This is a genomic window from Kribbella sp. NPDC023855 (assembly GCF_040639475.1).
Taxonomy (GTDB): domain Bacteria; phylum Actinomycetota; class Actinomycetes; order Propionibacteriales; family Kribbellaceae; genus Kribbella.
Map to the genome: position 1 here is coordinate 880,735 of NZ_JBFAAA010000001.1, position 23,208 is coordinate 903,942.

A 23,208-nucleotide genomic window follows, 5' to 3' on the forward strand; every position below is an offset into this window, starting at 1 on the left:
CGAAGGCCAGCGACCAGCGTTCTTCGAAGACGTCCGAGCGGAGTGCCGGAGTGGGGTGGTGACGCTGCCGATGGGAGGTGGCGGTGGGTGAGGAGTTCGAGGGCGAAGTTGATGACCGTGACTCAGGTCCACTCTTGACGGAGTGATGCGGGGAACGGGGTGACGGAGGAGGTCCGTCCGGGCGGGTTCGAGCGGGGTGGATAGGCTCGCGGGGCGGGTAATGACGAGACCAGGGCGTTCGTCATCGAGACCTGTCAGCGTGCCGAGGGGTTCCTGTTCGGGCGGCGTACCTACGAGTTCTTTGTGCGGCGCCTAGGCATCCAGTACTCAGAGGTGTGGCCTCCAACGAGGCTCCTAAATACATTGCCTTGAACACGCTGACTGCGCCGCGGCTCGCGCATCTGCGGCGGATCGCCTGAGACCTGGGTCAACTGAGCCTGGTGGACTCATTGATTGGACTTGGCTAACTCAAGACCATTTGCGACACGACGTGCGCGCGGCTGGGAGAGTGGCGAAGACCTAGGCTCGGCACATCCCAATGCCGGTGTCGGTTCGGCATGAGGCGAAGGTTGGAGTATGGAGCCAGTTGCCAGAAGCAGCGGGGGGAGCTGACCCCAAGGCGACTAGCCTTCATCAGGGAAGATCGCTACGCGTTAGCCGCCGTTGCAGATGTCGCGGCGCCGACGACCGCCTGGCTGTGCATGCCGTGGTTCGTCGATAGAGGCGGAGACCTATTCTCCACACGTTGCCATCAGATGCGAAGGGCAACTATGTACTGACCAACCGCGGTCGTCCGAAGCAGGCTTCGACTCGCTGTCGCCACTCAGCGGATCCCGCAATCAGACCTTTACAACCCGACTTGTTTAGATACTGGCCTGCTCGGCGTCAATCCAATACTGTGCGTCACCTAGGCAGCCCGTCGCTGGAGTCCTAGACCGAAAATATGCTCCCAGGCGATGCGGCGACGTGTCTTGCATCGTGAGATCTCGCGTGGGAAGTTACTGCTACTGGAGGTGCGCGATGGAATCGCGATCTGGCGTCTGCCAGTCGACAGGCCCGATAGCTGCGACATGGGTTGACGGTAGTGATCCGGACTCGCGACTTCGCATTTCGTTGGTCGGCGGATGCAACTACCGATGTTTCTTTTGCCACAACGAAGGCGAGCTGGCCGAGACACTGAGTGGCGCCCAACCCACCCTGCAGGCGGACGATCTGGCTTTTGTCGCCGAGGCAGCTGTTAGAGCGGGCATCACAGCTGTGAAGGTAACGGGCGGGGAGCCGCTTGCATACCGAGCTGGGTCTGCGACTGTAGTTGACGCAGTCGCCGCCATACGGCGAGGCGCTGGAAATGCGCCCCTAGACGTTTCCATGACAACCAACGGGCAGCTGCTGAAAAGGTTTGCCGAGCCACTTGCCGCCGCCGGGCTTGATCGAGTCACGGTCAGCATTCATACGCTCGATCAAGAACGATTCCGCGAAGATATCTCTGCATCGGGCAGTGTGAGCGCGCAACTTGCCGGGCTTGTCGCAGCTCAAACTGCCGGGCTATCTCCAATCAAGGTGAACTTCGCGGTCTACAGAGGCAGGCCATCCGGCACCAACGTTGGCGAGCTACCAGCGTTGGTGGACAGGCTGCGCCAGCATGGTGTGGCTGAGATGCGTTTGTACCAGGTCCTCTGGACTCCTGTCATGGGAGCCGGATATCGACGCCATCATGTGCCAAATTCGGTGTTGGCCGAGTTGCTTTGCCAGGCGTTGGACGAGGACGCGAATCGATCTGAACTCGTCCACCTACTCGAGCGAACGAACGCAAGTGCGAGCGGTCGTCGCTCACTTCGGCTGGTAGGACGAGACGGATTCGCTGTGGTACTTGATGTAATGCCGTTGCAGGGTTCGGCATGGGAAGGCGATCAGGAAGGAGACTACGCGCTTCGCCTTTCGGCGTCGGGTCATCTTCGGAGTCATCTCTTCACTGAGGGGGAGGGCGCTTTCCCGGACCTCGTCCGCAGGAGAGACACGCAGGGGGCGGTTGCTGCGATCACCAACATGCGAAACAAGTTGCATCATGGAGTGGTACGCCGAGGTTGATCGCCGAGCCCTCTGTGAGGAATCGTGTCCGCCGATCCGCGAAGCATCAGGGCGGCGCGTGTCTTTTATGTACACGCGCTCGATGTTTCGTCGTTGGTGAGTGGTGCGGCTGGCGAGCTAGGTCTTCTCCAGGATCTTCGTGCTCGCCATGCCTTGCACCAGCAACTGCACGCTCGGTGGTCAGAGCACGCGGAATTTTGTGACTCGCGGCAAGACATCGAGGAGCGCAGCGACCGCGCGATCGCTCAAGGAGGGAAGCGCGTGTGGACGAGTGTGTTCCTGGATGATCACACGCCCACCAATCTTCCGTGCGGAGATCATCTCTGGACAGATGGCGTGCGTATTCCGCGGCAGACCAGTCTCCGGGCGATCCGCCAGGATCTTGCGCCGTGGGTCTTCGAGGATTCACGATCCCAGTTAAGCCGCGATGGGGTGATCATCAACACTGCGGGGTTCGAGCTGTCTGGCACGGTTCCGATTGAATCGGTTATTCAGCAGTTGTCGCATCTCCGGCGGGCGGCCTACGAGAATTTCAAGCACGAAACTCGAGCCTTGCTGGCGAGACAGACACCGTTCGCCCGTGCTTTCGAAGATCTCGAGGTGAACCTGCGCGGCGAGATCAATCGTGAGGACGTTCGTGCGCACCAGGTGCTCTTCGTTCGCGAGGTGACGGACGCTGACGCGGTGCGGGTGGAGCCGCGGAAGTTGGGGCACAGCAAGGAGCTAGCTGGCCTGCTGAACCGCGCAACCTGGTACGAACGTTACAACACTCGATATCTCAACGAGTTGGCAAAGAAGGAGATCGGCTACCGCAACGACGAAATCTACCTGACAGATCGGGACGCGACGTTGATTGTCCTCGATGGGTTCTGGCGTGACGGCGACCCTCTCCGTCACTACATGGGAGACCTGCTGCTGGCCATCGAGTTTCACCTCGGCAAACAGGCGTTCTTGCACGGCCAACTGGAATACTCCAAGGCCCTGTATTCAGTCAGCGGGGACGGGTCAGATGGCGGCTCGGTCTCCTCCGTGCTTCGCAGCCGGGCGATCCTGTCATCCGTGTACGAGAGCTTGAACTTCTCTGTGCTGATCAGCCATGGGTTCACGCGCCGGTTCGTCAACGGGGTCAGCAGCGAGTCAGAACTCGCTACCGCGCTAGAGGACGTGGAGCGGCGCATCACGAACCTGTCGATTGCTGTCGAGTTGCGCGCCGCCGTCGAAGCATCGCGCCAAGAATTAGGTCTGCAGAGCGCGAGCAACGGACTGCAGAAAGCCAGCATCAACCTTCAGCGGGCGAGTAATCGGCTAGCACTGATGGCTCTCATTGTTGCCGCGCTCGCGATCGTCCTGAGCGTCTTGACGATGACCACCTGACCTTTTGTCGAGCCCAGCAGTGGGGCGACGGGTGGATCTAGCATCGGCGCCCGTGCTGACTTGCCCGATTTGATCCACTCGTGCGGCTCGAGTCTGGCCTTGGCAGCTAATGGTCGCGACAACTCGGGCGCTTCTGGATCGCGTACGATCGCCTGCTTCGGTGGCTCCTCGTTCAGACCGCAGGGGTCACTGGTTCGAACCCAGTGTCGCCCACCCGATGATCAGCCGGCTTCCACGGAAGCCGGCTTTTGCTTGTACGCCGACAAGCACCCCACGCGCCCTTCTGTGACTACCGCTCCTTCGTCGCGTGGGTGCCTGGGCGCGGCTCGTCTCCTGCCGGGGGAACGGCGGGCGAGGTCTACAGCCAGGGCTCGCCAGTCGATTGAGGCGGCTGGTCGTGTCGCTGGGAAGAAACTTCTTGTCCGTCGGCGAGGTTTCTTCGAAGGAAATCCCAGCGTGGTGTCGGATTGGGGTGGTGGGGTTCGTGGTGGGGGTGAGGCGGCCCGGTCCGGTGTGGGGCAGCCTTGGGCAGCAGGAGCGCTTTGACGGCACAGGAGATGATTTGGATGCGTTATCTGGTTTCTGTGATTGATGACAAGGTCAATCCCGGTAGTACCGACCGGCAGCCGGCTATCAGTGAGTTCAATGAGCGGCTGATCGCGGACGGGTACTGGGTGTTTGCGGGTGGGCTTGCGGATACCGATGCGGCCACGGTGATCGACAACCGGGGGGAGCAGCCGGTGTTCACCGATGGGCCCTTTGTGGAGTCGAAGGAGTATCTCGCCGGGATCTGGGTGTGGGAGGCCCCGGATCTGGACGTTGCGCTCCGGCTCGCCACCGAGGCGTCTAAGGTGTGCGATCGGAAGATCGAGGTGCGGCCGTTCCACTGAGCGATGTCAGTGGAGGGGATGCCTTCGGTAGCTGGCTTGTGGCGTGCCCAGTTCCAAAGCGTTCTCGTCTAGGGCGTTGCTGATCGTCAGGCGGTCGTCGGTGAAGACGAAGCTGGTCGCGACCATGCTGTCGGCGATGTCTCCGCCGGCCCACTCGAGCAGTTCGACGGCTGTCAGTTGCCGGCCCCTGAAGATCTCCAGCTCGGGTCGGGCGTCATGTCGCCAAGCCAGGGAGAAGCTGTAGACCTCTGGGTCGCCGTTTGACCAGGTTGCCTGCCCGACGGGATCGATGGTGTTCCAGGTGATCGACAGGTCGCTGAACTTCTGGTGGTTGAGTTCGACCTGCTCGCCGCCGAAGTCCAGCAGCACCGGGCCGTCGGCGAACCACTCGTCGGCGCCGCGGTCCCAGACCAGCCAGATGCGGTCGAGGCGACGGCCGACCAGCGCGGCAAGTCGCTGGCCGTGGGCGTCGGCGATCGCGCGCCGGCCGTTGAGCCACTGCGGTTGGTAGCCCTCTATGTCGAAGTAGGACACGGCTAGTAGTAGCGGCGGAGGTTGGGCCAGGTTTGGGACCAGCGGGCGGTGGGGGATTGGCAGAGGACCAGGGCGGTGCCTTGTTCCTCGTTGTCGGCTCCGGCGTTGTTCTCGACGGTGCCTACCTGGGTGCAGTTGGTGAAGTGGCGTTCGTACTGCGCCTGGCGTTCCTGCTCGACCAGGAGGACCGGGCCGTCTTGGGTGTCCGCCGGGCGGGCCCAGTCGTGGAAGCTCATGTGGCCGGAGTACGGCTGGGGGAGGCCGTGGTCCGGGCCGTACTTGCGTAGTGCGCCGGCTTGTCCGTAGTTGCCCGCGAAGAGGGTGGCGCGGGAGCGCTGGGCTTCGGGGATCTGTTGCCAGGCGGCGGCTACTGCCGCTGTCAGTTCGGGCCAGCCGATCTGCTCGCCTTGTTCCTGGTTGATCGGGATGACGACGTTGACGGCTGAGGCGGGCAGTACCGGCAGGGTGAAGACGGCTGAAGTGACGGCCGTCAGCACGAGGCCAACCGCCAGGACCGTACGGCGTGCTGTGGCGCGGGGCGTGATCAGCCAGTTGATGACAGGTTGGCAGCCGGCGGCGACGAGTACGAGGAGCAGCGGCAGGGCGTAGTACGACTTGCCGCCCAGTGCCAGGACGATGACGCACAGGACTGGGTAGGCGAGTGCGACCGAGCGGGCCCAGCGGAGGGTCGGGGAGCGCCGGAGGTGGAGGAAGCCGACGACCCAGATGGGGACCAGGAACGGCGAGAGCGGGAGGATCTGGAGCGGGACGAACATGATCCGGTTCTCCGTGCCGTCGTCCTCGCTGATCCCGCTCGCGACCGTGAGCTGCGGCCAGTCATTGGCTGCTTGCCACAGAAGGTTCGGCGCGGCGATGAGCGCCGCCACTGCGATGCCGGCGGGCAGCCACCAGGTGCGCAGTACGGAGCGGGGCCCCGTGATGAGGACGGCGATCAGGAGCGCGGCCAGCGGCAGCACGACGAGGTACTTGTTCTGCAAGGCGATGCCGGTCGCCAGACCGATCGCCAGCCACCAGCGGCCGTCGCCGGTGCGGAGCAACTTGATCGCCAGCAGCGCGATGACCATCCAGGCCAGCAGGTCGTACGTCGCGGTCGAGGCGAGATGGCCGACGCCCAGTAGAAACCCCGAAACGGCAGCGCAGATCGCCGCGAGGACCTGGGCCCGTCGGCCGGCGCCGAACTCACGCGCGATCAACGCGACCACCACGACAGTCAGCGCGCTGGTGATCGTCGAGATCACCCGAATTCCCATCGGGGTGGCGCCGAAGAGCTCGGTCGAGATCCGGACCAGCAGTGGCGTCAACGGCGGCTGGTCGACGTACCCCCAATCCAGATGATCGGCCGCGGCGAGGAAGTACAGCTCGTCGCGATGGAACCCGTAGCGGCCCGACAAAGCAGTCAGTACCGCGGCCAGCAGCACCGCGATCCCCACCACCGGTCGACCGGCAAACCCCACCCCAGGACGGTTCATGTCGGCATGCTGCCAGCTCATCAGTGCACCCGAGAACCTTTACGTCAGGAACGAAGGCGCAGACCCGCGCGGCAGGTGAACCGCCTGGCCCGCCAGCGAGTCGTCGGTGATGAGCTCGACGACCGTGTCGGTCAGGGTCTCGAGTGGCACCTGCGTCGGGCCGCGCTCACGTTCAGGCAGTGCCTCGTACTCCGCGATGCCGCGTTCCGTGGCGACCCAATCAGGCACCACACAGTTGACGCGGACGTTGTGCGACTCGCGAAGCGGGGCAAGCGTCGTCGTGAAGCGCAGCAGGGCTGCCTTCGCTGCGCTGTACTCCGGTGAGACATGCTCGCCGTACCCCAGACCGGCTGTAGAACCCACATTGATCACGCACCCGCCACCGGCCGAGCGCATTGGTTCCAGGACGAGTTGGGTGGCGAGTATCGGGGCTCGAAGGTTCAACTCCAGCGACGCGGTCCAGCGGGCTGGTTCGGCCGTGGGGAAGCAGGGCTGCAGCTGCGCGCCGCCTCCTGCGTTGTTGACCAGGATCTGTGGTCGGCAGGAGAGCAGGTCCGCGACCGCGGCATCGTCGCGCATGTCAGTCGCGACGAACGAAGCCGCGTCGCCGATGAGAGCACGCGTCTTCTCACCACCCGCCACGTCGACATCGGCGAGCACCACGGTCGCGCCCTCGGCCGCGAGTCGTTGCGCAATCGCACGCCCGATCCCAACCGCGGCCCCGGTGACGACGGCAACCTTCCCGTTGATCCGCATAAGGTCCACCTCCACCACCCACCCTGCCGGACGCCACCGACAAAACATTTAGGTCGCTGGTTCTGAGGCCTCGAGTTCGGTGATGGCGGCGCTGATCCGACGGAACCGGGTTTCGGGTTTCTTGGCGCTCTCGACCGCGAGTACGTGTTTGCGCCTGTTGCTGTGCGACAGGCGGTCGTACGCCGCCCGGGCGGCCGGGTTGGCGTCCAGAGCACGAGCAAAGTCCGATGGCTCGACCACGGTCGCGGGCTCGGTGTCGAGCTCGACCTCGATGTCGATCTCGTCGCCCTGGCTGACACCGGCGGCTTGGCGGTTGGCGATGCTGAGGCCGAGCAGGTACCGGCCGCGCATGATCGCGACCCTGCTCTTCCAGGAGTGTCCGTTGATCGTGATGGTCACCCTCGGGCGTTTACCTTCGCCGAGCGCCGTCACCACCTCTTCGGGAATCTCCAGCCCCCGCATGGGACCCGGGGGCTCAACTACGGCCTGGAACTTCATCTAGCTTCTCCCGTTCGATGTCGCCAACCCCAGCCGCGCACCGCGGCCGGGGTTGGCGGACGATTATTCGCCGTACGTCGTGACCTTCCACAGGTAGCCGTCGGGGTCGGCGAAGTAGCCGAAGTAGCCGCCCCACTGGGCCGGGGCGGCGGGCTTGACGACGCTACCGCCGGCCGCGACCGCGTCGCGGATCATCGTGTCGACCTCTTCCCGGGTGTCGGGGTTGAAGTGGAACGAGGCGCCGCGGAAGCCGGATCCCTCGGACGGCACGCCGGCGTCCTGGGCCGCGGCCTCCCATTCGTACAGAGCCAGCTGCGGGGAGCCGTCGCCCAGGCCGAGCAGGACGAAGTGGTTGGTGTCCTTCTCGAGCGTGCAGCCCAGGCCTTCGGTGTAGAACTTCTTGGCGCCGGTCAGATCCTTGACGCCGAGCATGATCGCGCTCACCTGCAATGACACGGTTCTCTCCTGGTGATGGTCGATGTCACACCGGCCTGTGTTTGCCGGTCAACAGGTATGACAGGCCCTACCAAAGGAACGTGACACATGGTCGAACAGGACTGGCTGAGCGAGCGGTTCGCCGAACACCACTCCCGGCTCCAAGCCGTCGCCTACAAGATGCTCGGCTCGTCCAGCGAGGCCGAGGACGCGGTACAGGAGGCGTGGCTGCGAGTAAGCCGGGCCGACACCAGTCAGGTGGAGAACCCAGGTGGCTGGTTGACCACCGTCGTCGCCCGCGTCTGCCTGAACATGCTCGAAGCCCGGCGGATCCGTCCCGAGGACTCAGCTGGGGACCTCCTGCCCGAGCCGGCCACCGCTCACGCGTCCGTCCAGGCCTCTGTCCAGGCGCCCGATCGCGCCGATCCCGAGGACGAGGCCCTGCTGGCCGATTCGGTCGGTGTCGCGCTGATGGTCGTGCTGGACACGCTGAGTCCCGCCGAGCGTCTGGCGTTCGTCCTGCACGACGTCTTCGCGGTCTCCTTCGGCGAGATCGGCACCATCATGGACCGTTCCCCGGTAGCGGCCCGGCAGCTCGCCAGCCGTGCCCGGAGGCGCGTCCAAGGCGCAGCCGCGGAATCCGACGCCGCGCGCTCCCCAAAAAAGGAAATCGTCGCCGCCTTCCTTGCCGCAGCCCGCGGCGGGGACTTCGAGGCCCTGGTCGAACTGCTAGACCCCGACGCCGTGGCCGGCGAGATTCGCGGCGCCCAGGAAATCGCCACCTTCTTCGCCGGCCGGGCCCAGGCCGCCCGGCTCGCGCTGGTCAACGGCGTTCCGGCAGCCGTGTGGGCCCATCGCGGCCGCCCGAAGGCCGTCTTCACGTTCACCGTCGCCGACGGGAAGATCACCGACATCGTCATCGACGGCGATCCGAACCGTCTCGACGAGCTGGACATCGTCTTCCTCCCCGCCGACGACAGAGCGCGGTGATGAAGCTCGAGTCCTGCACGCTCCTCGTCCGCGACCTCGACGAAGCTCTGGACTTCTACCTCACCGTGCTCGGTTTCGAAGTACGCCGGTACGCCGATGCCAACCCTCCTTGGCGGGCGGCCGTCGGTCCGCCGTCGCAACCCGACCTGCAGATCGTGCTCGAATCGCCCAGCGCCGACCCCGTCGTCCCGGAAGCCGACCGGGAGACGATCGAGGACCTGATGACAAAAGGGCTTCTCAACCGCTTGGTCCTCCTGACCGACGACTGCGACGAGATCTTCGAGCACCTCGCGACCGCGGGCGCGGAGGTGATGCAGGAACCGATCGACCGCCTCGACGGCGTACGCGACTGCGCCTTCCTCGACCCGTCAGGCAACCTCCTCCGCTTCGTGCAGCCGCGGTTGGTATAGCTTGACTGCCCTTGCCGCCGGACCGCAGCGGCTGGTTTGGTATATCAACCTGACCGACCGAGAGGCGAAACACCGTGGCTCTGCTGTACGAGCGGATCAGCACGCACGTGCTCGAGGAGATCCGCAGTGGCGTCCTGCGCCCGGGTGACCGGGTCGCCTCCGAGATGGAGCTGGCGGCGCAGTTCGAGGTCAGCCGGATCACGTCCAAACGCGCCCTCGAAGTACTGCGGGAAGCCGGCCTGATCGAGCGCATCCGCGGCAAGGGCTCGTTCGTCGTCAAGCAGCTCCCCAACCTGGAGGGCGTCACCACTCCGCTGAAGGGCGCGCTTCGCCCCGCCCGGCGCGGCCAGACCCCGGCGACGATCGGACTGCTCATCCCCGACGTGTCGGAGGCGTACGGCCTGGAGTTGTTGCAATCCATCGAGGAGCGATGCGCCGAGGCGGGAGCGAATCTGCTCGTACGCCGAACGCGCGGCCGCCAAGCCGACGAGGAACAGGCAGTGGAGTCGCTGGTCGCGTCCGGAGCAGTGGACGGGCTCATCGTCTTTCCGGTGCACGGCGACTTCTACAACGCCAGCCTGCTGCGTCAGGTTCTCGACGGTTTCCCGCTCGTGCTGGTCGACCGGCACCTGTCCGGCATCCCAGTCTCGGCCGTCCACACCGACAACGTCGCCGCCTCGCGCGCCCTGACCGAGCGGCTTCTCGAGCGGGGTCATCGGCACATCGCGTTCGTCTCGCCTCCGCCGTTGAACACGTCGAGCATCGAGGAACGGCTGGAGGGTTTCCGGGCGGCGTTCGCCGAGCGCGAGAGTGGGGATCACCAGGCCCATCAGCTGACCGAGTTGCGCAGTACGCTGCCTGGCTCTTTCACGACGGAGAGCGTTCGCTCTGATCTCGAGACGATCCGGGAGTTCCGGAGCCGTTTCCCGGAGGTGACCGCGTTCATCGCCTGCGAGTACAACCTCGCGAGGATGCTGGACCGGGCGCTGGGCCGGCCGGACGACCTGGTGATCAGCTGCTTCGACTCCCCGGGCGACCCGATCGCCGGGCCGCCGTTCCTGCATGTCCGGCAGAACCAGCGCGAGATGGGCAACCAAGCGGTCGACCTGCTGCTCGCCCAGCTCCGCGGCGAATCGGTCCCCAAGCTGTCCCTGGTCCCGTTCGAGATCGTCGACGCCGACCGCACCTGACTTTCGTCAGTACTACGGGCAGCTCGCTCTTGTGTAGCGTCGGGGCGTGAACTGGGCACGGGCGGGGGACCTCGGCATCTGGGCGGGTCTCTCTTTGCTGGTGCTCGCGGAGAGCGGCGCGCGCCAGGATCCGTACTGGATGCAGGCGGGCTGCATCGCGGCTCTCGGTGCCGGCGTGTTCCTCAGACGATCGCGCCCGATGATCGGCCTGAGTGTGGTGATCTCGGTGCAGGTCGTGATTCTGGCCGCGAGTCTCGGGACGACGCTCGGCATACCGATCGCGCTCGTTCCCGCGATCTCGCTGCTGAGCTACTCGTCCGGTCGCCGGGAAACGCAGCTCCGGCACTTCGTGATCATGGCGAGCTGCGAAGTCGCCGCACTGCTGGCTCTCGGCCTGTTGCTGCAGCAAGACGAGCCGGTCGGCGAGGCCGTACTGAGCTGGCTGGTGATGCTCCTGCTCGCCTTGCTGCTCGTCGTACTGCCCTGGCTGATCGGCCGGTACCGCGCACAGCAGGTGCTGCTCACCACGGCAGGCTGGGACCGTGCCGAGCGGATCGAGCGTGAGCATCGGCTCGAGATCGCCCAGGAGCGGCTCCGAGAGCGTTCGCGGATCGCCGAGGACATGCATGACTCGGTCGGCCACGAGCTGAGCCTGATCGCCTTGCGGGCGGCCGCTCTGGAGGTCGACGCCGAACTCCCGGAACGCCACCGCCGCGCCGCCAGGGAACTCCGCCAGGCAGCCGCGACCGCGACGGAAAGACTCGGCGAGATCATCGGCGTACTGCGCGACGGCGCGGCGCCGGTGGTGCCGCCCCAGGAGAGCGTCGCGGACCTGGTCGACCGTGCGGCGGCCTCCGGCTTGGCCGTGAAACTCGTCCAGGAAGGCAGCCTCGAGCTCTCACCGATGGTCGACCGCGCTGTGCATCGCGTCGTCCAGGAGTCGCTGACCAACGCGAGCAAACACGCCCCGGGCGCCGAAGTCACAGTGACCGTCTCGCGGATCGCCGACCAGGTCGAGGTGCGGATCGCCGACACGGGTGCGCCGAAACCGGCGGGAGTTCCGTCGACCGGCCGCGGCTTGGCAGGGTTGACGGAACGCGTCCGGCTCGTCGGTGGCACGCTGACCGCGCAACCCCGTAGTACCGGTGGTTTCGAGGTCGTCGCGCGAATCCCGCAGACCGGCGGACGGCCCGAACCCGAGTCGGAGAAGGCGATCGAGTCGGCGACGGCCGACGAGCGAGCCACGGTACGACGGAACGCCCGGCGCGGGTTGATCGCCGCCGTCGCCGCGCCGCTGGCGATCGGCCTGGTCGTCGGATTGGTTGCCCTCGGCTACTACCTGGTCACCGGCTACAGCTCGATCCTACGGCCGAACGTCTACGACACGTTGCGGATCGGTCAGCCGGTCGACGAGGTCGAGCGGTTGCTCCCGGCAATGGAGATGATCGACGCACCGACCGAACGGCAGCCGGCGCCCAAGGACTGGGCCTGCCGGTTCTACCGGCCGGCCCCGCCGTTCTCGGCCAACTACGCTTACCGGTTGTGTTTCACTGACGGCGCGCTGGTGGCCAAGGACATCGTTCAGACCGGTTCGGTCGAACCAACTCCCGAAGGGACACCGTGACGATCAGGGTGCTGCTGGCCGACGACGAGGCGATGGTCCGGGCGGGGGTGCGCGCGATCCTCGGCTCGGACGAGACGATCGAGGTCGTCGCCGAGGCTGCCGACGGGCAGGAAGCGGTCACGCTCACGCAGCGCCACCGGCCCGACGTCGCGGTGCTGGACATCCGGATGCCGCGGATGGACGGACTGGCGGCCGGGGCCGAGATCAAGCGAACCGTGCCGGACACCGCGGTGGTCATCCTGACCACGTTCTCCGAGGACGCCTACATCGCGAAGGCGCTCGGCGACGGCGCGAGCGGGTTCCTGCTGAAGTCGGGTGACCCGCACGAGTTGATCGCCGGGCTGAAGGCCGTCGCCGACGGCGCGGCGTACCTGTCGCCGAAGGTCGCACAGCGAGTGATCGCCGAGTTGAGCGCGGGGTCGGGTGGTGGCCGGATGGCGCGGGCCGCGGCGGCGAAGGAGCAACTCGACGTGCTCAGTCCGCGCGAGCGCGAAGTACTGGCTCTGGTCGGTGCCGGGCTGTCGAATGCCGAGATCGCCGGGCGGCTGTTCCTGGTCGAAGGCACGGTGAAGGCCTATGTCAGCGCTGTCCTCACCCGGCTCGGCGTGAAGAACCGGGTGCAGGCCGCGATCGTTGCTTATGAAGCAGGTCTGGTCGCGGACTAGCGCCCACTGGCCGGCAGGATCAGGGGTGGCCGGCCGACGCTCCGGCGGGTGACATCGCCTGGACTCCCGGTCATGGGATAGTAGACGTCCCGGGCCGGATGTGCCTGGGCAGTTTCCAGCAAGCAAGCCCCAGGGGAGCGGCAGCCCCGCCCCCTCCCACAGAAATCGGGGGATCTAGGTCGTGACCGACTCGCACAACTCCGGACAGCACAAGGACCGGGAAGCGGCGGCGGCCGAGGTCCGGAGGATGTGGCAGCCGACCCCGTCCTGGACCCAGCCGGATCCCAGCCCGGCCGCCGCAACGCCGCCGGCCCAGAACCCGCCCGCCCAGAGCCCTCCTGCGCAGCACCCACCCGCCCAGCCGAGCCCGCCGGCCAGTACGCCGCGCAGCAGCCAGGCGACCCCCGACCCCGAAGAGGGCGAAGAGGTAGCCGAGGAAGCGCAGCAGCAGCCCGACGCGCTCTCGCCGGAGTACACCGGCGACTCGTGGTCCCAGCCGGCCGCCGCACAGGCGCCGACGCCCGACCCCTGGTCCAAGCAGCCGGCTCAGGAGCCTGCCGCTGACCCGTGGAGCAAGTCCGCCGGTCAAGAGCAGTCAGGTGACTCGTGGAGCAGGACAGGTAGGCCTGAGCCTGCAGCCGACCCGTGGGCGACCAGTGGCGCCAAGGAGCCGGCAGCGGATCCGTGGGCCCAGCCGGCCGAGCAGGACCAGCAGTCTCAGCTGTCCCCAGCTGCTCAGCACTTCTTCCCGCAGGGCGTGCCTGGCCAGCAGGCACCGCAGCCCGAGCGTCCGGTCTCGTACCGCGCTGACGAGCTGCTGCAGGCGCTGCCGTTGCCGCGGGAAGCTCCGGCGGAGAAGGGCGTCCGCAGCGTACTGCGACTTCGCCCCGGTACTGCGGAGCGGCTGGAGCGTATTGCCCGGGCCACTGCGGCGACTGCCTTCCGGCGGCCGGTGACGATCACGATCGCCAACCCGAAGGGCGGGTCCGGCAAGACTCCGACGACCCTGCTGCTGGCGGGCGCGCTCGGCCAGGCCCGTGGTGGTGGCGTGGTCGCGTGGGACAACAACGAGCTGCGCGGCAACATGCACCTGCGCACGCACGACACCAACAGCCGGTCGACCGTGACGGACCTGCTGCAGGCGATGCAGATGCTCACGCAGCCGGATGCGCGGCTGGGTGACGTCGGGGCCTACCTTCGGCACCAGGTCTCGGGGCAGTACGACGTACTGACGTCGGCGACCACGACGTACGCGCAGATCGAGGCGAAGGACTTCGACCAGATCCACCGGCTGCTGAGCCGCTTCTACAAGGTGCTGGTGATCGACACCGGTAACAACGAGGGCTCCAGCAACTGGCGCGAGGCGATGAAGGCCTCCGACGTCCTGGTCATCCCGATCAAGTGGAAGAGCCTGTCCTGCGCTGCCGCCGTGCAGATGCTGGAGGAGCTCGACCACCAGGGGCCGGACGCGCAGCGGCTCATCCGCCGTGCGGTGATCGCGGTCAGCAACGGACCTGGCGACGTGAACAAGGAGGTCGAGAAGCAGCTCCGCCCGTACTTCGAGTCACGCGCGGCCGCTGTCGTCGACATCCCGACCGACCCACACATCGCCGCCGAAGGCCCGCTCGACCACTCAGCCCTCCAACCGGCCACCCGCCGAGCCGCGTTGGAGCTGGCCGCGAAGGTGGCAGAACAGGTCACCATCGCACTGAACGTCCCGCGCTGACAAAAGGCAAACTGCGGGTGATGGCCTTGGCGGCCATCACCCGCAGTTGTTGTTGGTGGGGCGCTCGCGCCCCGCCGTCACGCCGCGTCGCGGTGTTGCAAGGCTTTCAGGCCTGCCCAGAGGCCGCTGGAGGCCCAGGTGAGCAGGACCAGCAGGCTGGTGGTGGGGGAGAGGGGGTCGGTGGAGCCGGAGAGGTAGTTCTGGCCGGCGCCGCCGGGGAGCAGGGCTGCGGTCCAGACCAGCGGGGTGATGTTGCTTTGGGCAAGCATCATGGGGATGACGATCAGCAGCAGGAAGGCGGCCGTTAGGGTGCCGGCGGTGCTTTTGATGACGAAGGCGATTCCGGCCGTGAGGAGACCGGCCAAGGTCAGGTAGATCGCCACCGAGAGCAGGTCGACCACGAGCGCGGCCAGGTCCCAGTCGGCCCATTCGCCCATCGTGACGCCACCCACGATCGCCGCGATCACGCCGAGCCCCAGCGCATAGGCGAACAGCACCGGCGCGAGCACGATCGCCTTCGCGAGCACCACGTTCCGACGTACCGGGGTCCATTGCAGGGTTGAGCGGATGCTGCCGGTCGAGTACTCCGACGTCACCATCAGCATCGCGAAGGCCGCGACGATCACCTGCGCGATCACCGTCGCCGACACCGCGACCCCACCGACCGCCGACTTCTCCGCGACTTCACCGGGGGCGAGATGCTCGTTCTCGTACGCCGTGGAGAAGCCGAACTGCATCGCCAGCAAGCCGGTCAGCGCCACACCCGCGACGAGGTTCAGCCAGCTCGACCGGACCGTCCACAGTTTCGTCCACTCCGACGCGACCGCGTCGCGCAGCCCGCTCGACCTCTGCGAGACGGTGATGGTTGCCGTGCTCATCGTTCTCCTGTCTTGACCAAGTCGGCATCAGCCTCGACCTGAGGTTGAGGGGTACGGCGCTTGTGGCGCTGGTGCCGGACGACCTCGACGATCAACGTCACCATGAGGGCGAGACCGATCCCCAGCGCGACTCCCTTGAGCGGGTTGTCCTCGAATGCCTTGCCGCCGATGTAGCCGACCAGCGAGCAGTACAGTCCCCAACTGACCGCGGCGAGCGCGGCGAAGAAGGAGAAGTTGCGCAGCGGATACCGGACCGCGCCCATCGTCAGCGTCACCGCGGTGCGTCCGCCCGGCACGTAGCGGGCGACGACCAGCACCAGCCCGCCGCGTTCCTCGAGAGCGTTGCGAGCCCACAGCGACATCGTGTGCCGTTTGGTTCCCGGTTCGAGGCGGTCGAGCATCCGCCCGCCGGCGCCGCGGCCGAGTCCGTACGAGACGTGGTCGCCGAGGAAGGCTCCGGCTGCAGCGACCGCGATCACGGCGCACAGGTTCGGCTCGCCCAGGGCGGCGAAGACACCGGCGGTGACGACGAGCGTCTCGCTCGGGATCGCGGGGAAGAACCCATCCAGCGCCGCGAAGCCGAACAGGGCCAGATAGATCCACCATGACGACATCAGTTCGTGGGTGAACTGCAGGATCCCGTCGCTCATGAGGCCACCCCGTACTGAACGCTGTCTGCAGTGAGCTCCATATAGGCCTCCTCGAGCGACGCGCGCTCCGTATGAAGTTCGTGCAGCCGTACGCCGAGCTCGTGCGCGAGGTCACCGATCCACTCAGCCGGTACTCCGCTGACGATGAGCTGGGCGGTCCCCAGCGGTGAAGGCACTGTCTCGACCTGCTCGGCCTCGGGCAGCAGCCGCTCCCGGAGAAGCGTGAGCCCCGCGTGATCCGGAATGCCGACCCGGACAGTGGTCCGCGACGAGCCGGCGATGACCTCGGCGATCGGAGCGTCGGTGATCAACCGGCCGCGACCGATCACGACCAACTGGTCGGCAGTCAGCTGCATCTCGCTCATCAGATGGCTGGACACGAAGACGGTCCGGCCCTCAGCGGCGAGGTCGCGCATCAGTCGGCGTACCCAGCGGACACCGTCCGGGTCGAGACCGTTGACCGGCTCGTCGAACATCAGTACTTCGGGGTCGCCGAGCAGCGCACCGGCGATGCCCAGGCGCTGGCCCATGCCGAGGGAGAACTGCCCGGCGTGCTTGCGGACCACCTCGTCGAGGCCGACGATCGACAGCACCTCGTCGACCCGGCTGACCGGGAGGCCGTTGCTGCGGGCCATCGCGATCAGGTGGTTGCGAGCCGTCCGCCGCGGGTGCAGCGCCTTGGCATCGAGCAACGCGCCGACCTTGGTCAACGGGGCCGGCCATTCGGCGTACGCGCGTCCGTCGACCAGGGCGCGGCCCTGGGTGGGGGCGTCGAGGCCGAGGATCATCCTCATCGTGGTCGACTTGCCGGCGCCGTTCGGGCCGAGGAAGCCGGTCACCCGGCCGGCCGCGACGGTCAGGTTCAGCGTGTCCACGGCGGTGGTCTCGCCGTAACGTTTGGTGAGTGCTTCGAGGGTGATCACACGGAGCCTTTCCGGGTTCGGAGTGTGACTACGAACCTAGAAATCGAAGGCACCCCGGCACATCGGACTATGGGAGCCACCTACCCCTGACTTTCGTCAGGTCGGCCTCCCCCTGTGGATGGGCTGCAACGCCGCGCTGGCGAAGTAGATACGATCTGCGATGTGACGGCCCGCGCACGGCGGGGCGGCGTACTCGAGGAGTGAACGTGTCCGAAGTCAAGGTCCATCTGGTCGGCGTCGAGGGCGAGGCTGAGCGGAGCGTGACCGAGACGACGACCGTCGGAGAGCTGTTCGCCGAGATCTTCGGCCAGGATCGCTCCGCCATCGCCGCCAAGGTCAACGGGGAACTGCGCGACCTGGCCCGGGTGGTCGCCGACGGCGACGAGATCGAGCCGGTGCTGGCGTCGTCCGCCGACGGGCTCGCGATCATCCGGCACTCGACCGCGCACGTGCTCGCGCAGGCCGTCCAGGACCTGTTCCCGGACGCCAAGCTCGGCATCGGCCCGCCGGTCGAGAACGGGTTCTACTACGACTTCGACGTGGCCACCCCGTTCACCCCGGAGGATCTGGCCAAGCTCGAGAAGAAGATGCAGCAGATCATCAAGGAGCGGCAGCGGTTCAGCCGCCGGGTGATCTCGGACGACGACGCCCGCGCCGAGCTGGCCGACGAGCCGTACAAGCTGGAGCTGATCGGGATCAAGGGGTCGGCCTCCGCCGACGCCGCCGAGGGTGCCTCGGTCGAAGTCGGTGCCGGCGAGCTGACCATCTACGACAACATCCGGCGCGACGACTCGGTCGCCTGGAAGGACCTGTGTCGCGGGCCGCACGTCCCGGCGACCGGGTATCTGGGCAACTTCAAGCTGATGCGCGTCGCGGCGGCGTACTGGCGGGGGAGCGAGAAGAACCCGCAGCTGCAGCGCATCTACGGCACCGCGTGGGACACCCGCGACGCGCTGAAGGCGTACCTGACCCGGCTGGAGGAGGCCGCCAAGCGCGACCACCGCAAGCTGGGGACCGAGCTGGACCTGTTCAGCTTCCCCGACGAGATCGGTTCCGGCCTCGCGGTGTTCCACCCCAAGGGCGGCGTACTGCGCAAGGTGATGGAGGACTACTCGCGCCAGCGGCACGTGGAGGACGGCTACGAGTTCGTCTACTCCCCGCACATCACCAAGGCACAGCTGTTCCAGACCTCGGGCCACCTGGACTGGTACGCCGACGGCATGTACCCGCCCATGCACCTGGACGAGGAGCGCGGGCCGGACGGCGAGATCCGCAAGCAGGGCCAGGACTACTACCTGAAGCCGATGAACTGCCCGATGCACAACCTGATCTTCGGCGCGCGCGGCCGCTCGTACCGCGAGCTGCCGATGCGGCTGTTCGAGTTCGGCACCGTGTACCGGCTGGAGAAGTCCGGCGTCATCCACGGCATGACCCGGGCCCGCGGCTTCACCCAGGACGACGCGCACATCTACTGCACCCGTGAGCAGATGCGCGACGAGCTGAAGAACCTGCTGACCTTCGTGCTCGGCCTGCTCGCCGACTACGGCCTGGACGACTTCTACCTCGAGCTCTCCACCAAGAACCCGGAGAAGTTCGTCGGGTCGGACGAGGTCTGGGAGGAGGCGACCGAGACGCTGCGCGAGGTCGCGGAGAGCTCCGGTCTCGAGCTGGTGCCGGATCCGGGCGGCGCGGCCTTCTACGGCCCGAAGATCTCGGTGCAGGCCCGCGACGCGATCGGCCGGACCTGGCAGATGTCGACCATCCAGCTGGACTTCAACCTGCCGGAGCGGTTCGAGCTGGAGTACACCGCCTCCGACGGTTCGCGGCAGCGGCCGGTGATGATCCACCGCGCGCTGTTCGGCTCGATCGAGCGGTTCGTCGCGGTGCTGACCGAGCACTACGCCGGTGTCTTCCCGCCGTGGCTCGCACCGGTCCAGGTGATCGGCATCCCGATCACCGACGGCCACGTGGACTACCTGTACGACGTCGCCGCGCAGCTCAAGGCGGAGGGCATCCGGATCGAGATCGACGGCTCCGACGACCGGATGCAGAAGAAGATCCGCAACGCGCAGAAGTCGAAGGTGCCGTACATGCTGATCGCGGGTGACGAGGACATGGCGGCCGGCTCGGTCTCCTTCCGCTACCGCGACGGCTCCCAGAAGAACGGCATCCCGATCGCCGACGCGGTCGCCGAAATCGTCGAGGCCGTGAAGAAACGCGTCCAGGTTTGACATCCACCCGGCGGCAGGGCCGGGATCAACAATTGACCGGGGAGGTCGCATGGTGAGGTTCGCGGTTCGCAGGCCCGCCCACCGGCTGGCCTCCCCGCGCAGTCACGGCATGCCCTGCCGCGATATTTCTCGCCGCATTGATGTCTGCGTTAGCCGTATGACCGCAGGCGACGCACTTGAAAACCGCTTGGCTCTTGCGGCTCTCGGCTGCGACGTGCCCGCAACTGTGGCAGGTTTGCGAGGTGTATGCGGCACGGACCTTCTCGACCCGGCCTGGAGCCTTCTCCTGAAGACGTCGAACCAACTGCCCCCACCCACTAGCGAGGATGCGGCGGTTCAGCGAGGCTTTGCGGCGAACTCCTACGCCTGGCCGCTGTTTGGTTCCCCGAGCCGATCTGGTCATGTCCCGGACTCGCAGATCCTCCACTCTGATGATGTCGAAGCTACGGGCGAGTGCCGTGGTTGCCTTTTCGATCCAGTCTCGTCGGCGGTCGACTTGTCGGGCGAGCATGCGAGCAATCGCGTTCTTGATGCGTTCGCGGCGTTTCGAACCCGGTTTCGCGCGGCTGATGCGGCGTTGAAGCTTGAGCAGCCGACGAGCTTCCGCCGGGCTGGCTGCTGGAGCATGGCTGAGAGTCCCAGTGGACAAGGCGATGGAAACCACGACTCCGCGATCGATGCCCACGATCCTGCCGTTCTGCGGAGAAGGAATTGTCGCTGGCACAGAGGCAAACGCGATGTGCCAGCGTTTGGATCGGTCGAGTGTGACTCGATAGGACTTTGCGTACGGTGGTCTCCTGCTCCATCGAAATCTCACCCATCCCACCTTCGGAATTCTCACGGCGCCGACCTTCCGGCTGAGACGGCGGACATGACCGGCGCGCAGGGAAACGATGCGGAATCCTTCGTCTCGCCCTGCTTTTCGCCAGCTAGGTCGTCTATGAGTTCCTGCGAAGTAGTTGGACATCGCCTGGCTGAAATCTCGCAGAGCTTGCTGCTGAACCATCTGCGATCCAGCTCGAAGCCAATCCGACGCCGCGCGAGCATCGGTCAACTGACGGGCCTGTTCGAGGTACGAAGGTGCGGACCTTCCTCCACGGCGCCAGTAGTTATGTTGCTCGACCGCCAGATTCCAGACGTACCTTGCCTGCCCGCAATGTTGACTGAGCGCGGCGGCCTGCGTGGACGTCGGCATGAGACGAAATCTCGACACCCCATGACCTTCACACACGGCACCGACAATTCTGTTTCTGTAGTTCGTGTGCGCGGAGCTGTGCATGTCCAACGTTCAAGTGGAAACTCCGGTGCTCAATGAGTGACGATCTCCCCGGCGATTCGCCGTACGAGCCGGAAGGTGTGGACCGGCAGGACGGGATCGGCGTACCAGATCCGTTCCTGCGGTTGTGGACCCCGCACCGGATGGCTTACATCGCCGGGGAGAACAAGCCGGCCAGCGGTGAGGCGGGGCATGGCTGCCCGTTCTGCCGGATGCCGTCGCTGTCGGACGCGGACGGGCTGATCGTCCAGCGGGCCGAGGCGGCGTACGCCGTGCTGAACCTGTATCCGTACAACCCCGGTCATCTGATGGTCGTCCCGTACCGGCATGTCGCGGACTACACCGAGTTGACCGCGGCCGAGGTCAGTGACGTGGCGAGGCTGACCCAGCAGGCCATGCAGGCGATCCGGATCGTGTCGGCCGCCCACGGCTTCAACATCGGCATGAACCAAGGCGAGATCGCCGGCGCGGGCATCGCGGCCCACCTGCACCAGCACGTGGTGCCGCGCTGGGGCGGCGACGCCAACTTCATGCCGGTGATTGCCCAGACGAAGGTCCTGCCGCAACTCCTGTCGGACACCCGCGCCCTACTCGCGAAGTCCTGGCCGACCGACTGAGCCAGGTTGGGGTCAGCGCTGACCCCGGTTCTAGCGAATGAACAGCGGCATCAGTGGGCCGACCACGTCGAGCAGGGTCTGCAGCGGGATTTCGCGTGGCGGGTTGGTCAGGCCGGTCACCCGGACCACGCGTCGCCCCTGACGGAAGACGAGTTCGCCCTGCTCAGGCAGGTAGTACCCAGGGCGGCCGATCGGTGCCGGGCGAGGCGGCGGCGTCTGGATCGCCTCCGGGATGCTGTCCGGGTGAAACGACTCCACGATGGAAATAGTCGCGTCGACCGTGCCCCAGATGCAGGTCAGCGCGCCGTTCACCCGGTAGTCCCGTCGCAACTGCACAAGCGCACCGACGAACCGCTCGGCCTCGGCCGTGGCCAGCTGACACGTAGAGTCCGACTGCCGCGCCGCGCGCAGCTGTTTCGGTACTACGGCACGCACCGCTTGAGCGATCGCGACTGCCTTTGCGCGGTCGATCCCGGCTGGCTGGCGGTTGATCCCGCCCGTCGAGAGCACCCGCACCGCGCGGTCATCCACCGAGAAGACCACTCGCGACGAGCTGATGCGTGCGTCGGGACCGAGCTCGGGCAACAGTTCCGGCGTACCGGCGCCGGCGGAGAGGCGGTCGAGCGAGTCAGGTTGCTTGGGGAGGGCGCTGACGCCGACCGTGACTGTGCGGCCCTCCAGGACGAGGGTGCACAGGTCGAGTGCCGGGAGGCCGCCGTCGTTCCAGGAGAAGGGCTTGGCCGCCACGGCCACCCCGAGTTCCTTGCTCAGCGTCGCCGTCACGGCTGAGCACACCGTCGGTCCCGGCTCGCCCGCTGAGCCGTCCAGCCCTTCCGCCTGCGGAGGAGCGACCACCTTCGGCATCACCGCGGGTAGGGGAGGTACCAGCGGCTCAGCCTGATCCGCACGCCGCGCCACGGAGCAACCGGCCACCAACCCGAAGGCCAAGCACCCCGCTAAGGCCCGTCGCAAGCGCGGATGCCCAACACCGCCGGCCGCGATGTCGGAGGGCGAGGGCCGGGACTGGGGGTACGCAGGTGAGGGCGGGGGTTCGGCCATTCGGACCTCCCGTCGAGACGGTGGACGTGAGGCCATGGTGCGGCACCGGAGGGGCGTTGCGGAAGCCGTCCGGGTGCCGGGTCACCCATCCGGGACCCGGCTGGACTACGATCGCGTCGCCATGCTTAACAGATTCCGGCAGTTCTGGACCAAGGTGATCTCACCGATCGCCAACCTCCTGCTCAAGCTCGGGGTGAGCGCCGATGCCGTCACCCTGGTCGGTACCGTCGGCGTCAGCGCCGGCGCGCTGATCTTCTTCCCGCGCGGCCAGATCTGGCTGGGCGCGGTGGTGATCACGTGTTTCGTCTTCTCCGACCTGATCGACGGCTACATGGCCCGCACCTCGGGCACCTCGTCGAAGTGGGGGTCCTACCTGGACTCCACGCTGGACCGGCTGGGCGACGGCGCGATCTTCGGCGGCCTCGTCCTGTACTACGCCGGCAGCGCGGGCGACTCCTCGTTCATGGCAGCGGTGGCGCTGTGGGCCCTGGTGATGGGCGCGACCACGTCGTACGCGCGGGCCAAGGCGGAAAGCCTCGGTCTGCAGGCAAGCGGTGGTCTGGCCGAGCGCTCGGACCGCCTGGTCGCGGTCCTGGTTGTCGGCTTCTTCTCCGACGTCCTCAACCTGCCGATCCTGCTCGAGATCATCCTGTGCGCCCTGGCCGTCGCCAGCACCATCACAGTCGTCCAGCGAAGCCTCTCAGTCCGCAAGCAGGTCCTGGCCGACCCCGCCAACGCCCGCCTCGGCACCCCGCCGAGCGGCACTGCGCCGGGCGCTGGTGCGGGCACCGCGCCCAGTTCGGATGGGGTAGCGCCGAGCGAGCGCGGCCTGGACGGAGCTTCATCGGCGGACGGAGAAACGCCCAGCCCTGGATCCGGCGTGCCTCCCACCTCCACCTGACCC

At 66.7% G+C, this 23,208-nt stretch carries 22 protein-coding genes; 12 read left to right on the forward strand and 10 right to left on the reverse strand.

Translation table 11 applies throughout. The annotated features are described in order from the left end of the window. Window positions 1-1,020: 1,020 nt before the first annotated feature. From AB0F51_RS04060 to AB0F51_RS04070, 3 genes are all read left to right on the forward strand, one after another. Entirely contained in the window at window positions 1,021-2,088 is a 1,068-nt protein-coding gene (locus tag AB0F51_RS04060) for a radical SAM protein (RefSeq protein WP_360273640.1), read from the forward strand. Window positions 2,089-2,112: 24 nt separating this feature from the next. Next, window positions 2,113-3,462, forward strand: a complete 1,350-nt coding sequence (locus tag AB0F51_RS04065; RefSeq protein WP_360273642.1) for a hypothetical protein — start codon at window positions 2,113-2,115, stop codon at window positions 3,460-3,462. A 566-nt stretch (window positions 3,463-4,028) separates the two neighbouring features. Then, the gene (locus tag AB0F51_RS04070; protein WP_360273644.1) at window positions 4,029-4,352 is read left to right on the forward strand and encodes a YciI family protein; all 324 of its coding nucleotides are present in this window, start codon (window positions 4,029-4,031) and stop codon (window positions 4,350-4,352) included. Window positions 4,353-4,358: 6 nt separating this feature from the next. On the opposite strand, the gene AB0F51_RS04075 is transcribed toward AB0F51_RS04070, so the two are convergent. The 5 genes from AB0F51_RS04075 to AB0F51_RS04095 all read right to left on the reverse strand — a co-directional run bounded on the left by AB0F51_RS04075 (window position 4,359) and on the right by AB0F51_RS04095 (window position 8,086). Then, window positions 4,359-4,886, reverse strand: coding sequence for a hypothetical protein (locus tag AB0F51_RS04075; RefSeq protein WP_360273647.1), 528 nt, complete (start codon window positions 4,884-4,886; stop codon window positions 4,359-4,361). A gap of 2 nt (window positions 4,887-4,888) precedes the next feature. Further along, the gene (locus AB0F51_RS04080) at window positions 4,889-6,376 is read right to left on the reverse strand and encodes a glycosyltransferase family 39 protein (protein WP_360273650.1); all 1,488 of its coding nucleotides are present in this window, start codon (window positions 6,374-6,376) and stop codon (window positions 4,889-4,891) included. Between the two features lie 39 nt (window positions 6,377-6,415). Then, window positions 6,416-7,132, reverse strand: coding sequence for an SDR family NAD(P)-dependent oxidoreductase (locus AB0F51_RS04085; protein WP_360273653.1), 717 nt, complete (start codon window positions 7,130-7,132; stop codon window positions 6,416-6,418). A 48-nt stretch (window positions 7,133-7,180) separates the two neighbouring features. Then, window positions 7,181-7,630 (reverse strand): YdeI/OmpD-associated family protein, encoded by a 450-nt coding sequence (locus AB0F51_RS04090; protein WP_360273656.1) that lies wholly within the window; start codon window positions 7,628-7,630, stop codon window positions 7,181-7,183. Window positions 7,631-7,693: 63 nt separating this feature from the next. Next, complete coding sequence (locus AB0F51_RS04095; protein ID WP_360273659.1) at window positions 7,694-8,086, reverse strand: VOC family protein; 393 nt, start codon at window positions 8,084-8,086, stop codon at window positions 7,694-7,696. Between the two features lie 87 nt (window positions 8,087-8,173). On the opposite strand from AB0F51_RS04095, the gene AB0F51_RS04100 reads away from it, so the two are divergent. From AB0F51_RS04100 to AB0F51_RS04125, 6 genes are all read left to right on the forward strand, one after another. Further along, the gene (locus AB0F51_RS04100; protein ID WP_360273662.1) at window positions 8,174-9,055 is read left to right on the forward strand and encodes a sigma-70 family RNA polymerase sigma factor; all 882 of its coding nucleotides are present in this window, start codon (window positions 8,174-8,176) and stop codon (window positions 9,053-9,055) included. Continuing rightward, window positions 9,055-9,465, forward strand: a complete 411-nt coding sequence (locus AB0F51_RS04105) for a VOC family protein (protein ID WP_360273665.1) — start codon at window positions 9,055-9,057, stop codon at window positions 9,463-9,465. Before AB0F51_RS04100 ends, AB0F51_RS04105 begins: the two co-directional genes overlap by 1 nt. 74 nt (window positions 9,466-9,539) lie before the next feature. Then, the gene (locus tag AB0F51_RS04110) at window positions 9,540-10,655 is read left to right on the forward strand and encodes a GntR family transcriptional regulator (RefSeq protein WP_360273667.1); all 1,116 of its coding nucleotides are present in this window, start codon (window positions 9,540-9,542) and stop codon (window positions 10,653-10,655) included. 46 nt (window positions 10,656-10,701) lie between these two features. Beyond that, window positions 10,702-12,279, forward strand: a complete 1,578-nt coding sequence (locus tag AB0F51_RS04115; protein WP_360273670.1) for a histidine kinase — start codon at window positions 10,702-10,704, stop codon at window positions 12,277-12,279. Next, on the forward strand, window positions 12,276-12,944 hold the full coding sequence (locus tag AB0F51_RS04120; RefSeq protein ID WP_360273673.1) for a response regulator transcription factor: 669 nt from the start codon (window positions 12,276-12,278) through the stop codon (window positions 12,942-12,944). The genes AB0F51_RS04115 and AB0F51_RS04120 overlap by 4 nt, the downstream gene beginning before the upstream one ends. 181 nt (window positions 12,945-13,125) lie before the next feature. Continuing rightward, window positions 13,126-14,670, forward strand: coding sequence for an AAA family ATPase (locus AB0F51_RS04125; protein ID WP_360273676.1), 1,545 nt, complete (start codon window positions 13,126-13,128; stop codon window positions 14,668-14,670). Between the two features lie 77 nt (window positions 14,671-14,747). Here AB0F51_RS04125 and AB0F51_RS04130 read toward each other — a convergent pair whose 3' ends face one another. From AB0F51_RS04130 to AB0F51_RS04140, 3 genes are read right to left on the reverse strand one after another with little or no spacing between them, the layout of a single operon-like run. Then, entirely contained in the window at window positions 14,748-15,548 is an 801-nt protein-coding gene (locus AB0F51_RS04130; protein WP_360273679.1) for an ABC transporter permease, read from the reverse strand. Continuing rightward, window positions 15,545-16,198, reverse strand: coding sequence for a DedA family protein (locus AB0F51_RS04135; protein ID WP_360273682.1), 654 nt, complete (start codon window positions 16,196-16,198; stop codon window positions 15,545-15,547). Before AB0F51_RS04135 ends, AB0F51_RS04130 begins: the two co-directional genes overlap by 4 nt. Next, window positions 16,195-17,121: an ATP-binding cassette domain-containing protein gene (locus tag AB0F51_RS04140; RefSeq protein WP_360273685.1), complete on the reverse strand. Its 927-nt coding sequence runs from the start codon at window positions 17,119-17,121 to the stop codon at window positions 16,195-16,197. Before AB0F51_RS04140 ends, AB0F51_RS04135 begins: the two co-directional genes overlap by 4 nt. 206 nt (window positions 17,122-17,327) lie before the next feature. On the opposite strand from AB0F51_RS04140, the gene thrS reads away from it, so the two are divergent. Beyond that, window positions 17,328-19,352 (forward strand): threonine--tRNA ligase, encoded by a 2,025-nt coding sequence (thrS, locus tag AB0F51_RS04145; protein WP_360273688.1) that lies wholly within the window; start codon window positions 17,328-17,330, stop codon window positions 19,350-19,352. A 25-nt stretch (window positions 19,353-19,377) separates the two neighbouring features. On the opposite strand, the gene AB0F51_RS04150 is transcribed toward thrS, so the two are convergent. Then, complete coding sequence (locus AB0F51_RS04150) at window positions 19,378-20,631, reverse strand: transposase (protein ID WP_360274572.1); 1,254 nt, start codon at window positions 20,629-20,631, stop codon at window positions 19,378-19,380. Between the two features lie 32 nt (window positions 20,632-20,663). Between AB0F51_RS04150 and AB0F51_RS04155 the strand changes: the two genes are divergently transcribed. Beyond that, on the forward strand, window positions 20,664-21,245 hold the full coding sequence (locus tag AB0F51_RS04155; protein WP_360273690.1) for an HIT domain-containing protein: 582 nt from the start codon (window positions 20,664-20,666) through the stop codon (window positions 21,243-21,245). Window positions 21,246-21,275: 30 nt separating this feature from the next. Here AB0F51_RS04155 and AB0F51_RS04160 read toward each other — a convergent pair whose 3' ends face one another. Beyond that, a complete protein-coding gene (locus AB0F51_RS04160; protein ID WP_360274575.1) occupies window positions 21,276-22,109 on the reverse strand; it encodes a hypothetical protein in 834 nt (277 codons plus the stop codon). Window positions 22,110-22,425: 316 nt separating this feature from the next. Between AB0F51_RS04160 and pgsA the strand changes: the two genes are divergently transcribed. Then, on the forward strand, window positions 22,426-23,205 hold the full coding sequence (pgsA, locus tag AB0F51_RS04165; protein WP_360273693.1) for a phosphatidylinositol phosphate synthase: 780 nt from the start codon (window positions 22,426-22,428) through the stop codon (window positions 23,203-23,205). Window positions 23,206-23,208: the final 3 nt, after the last annotated feature.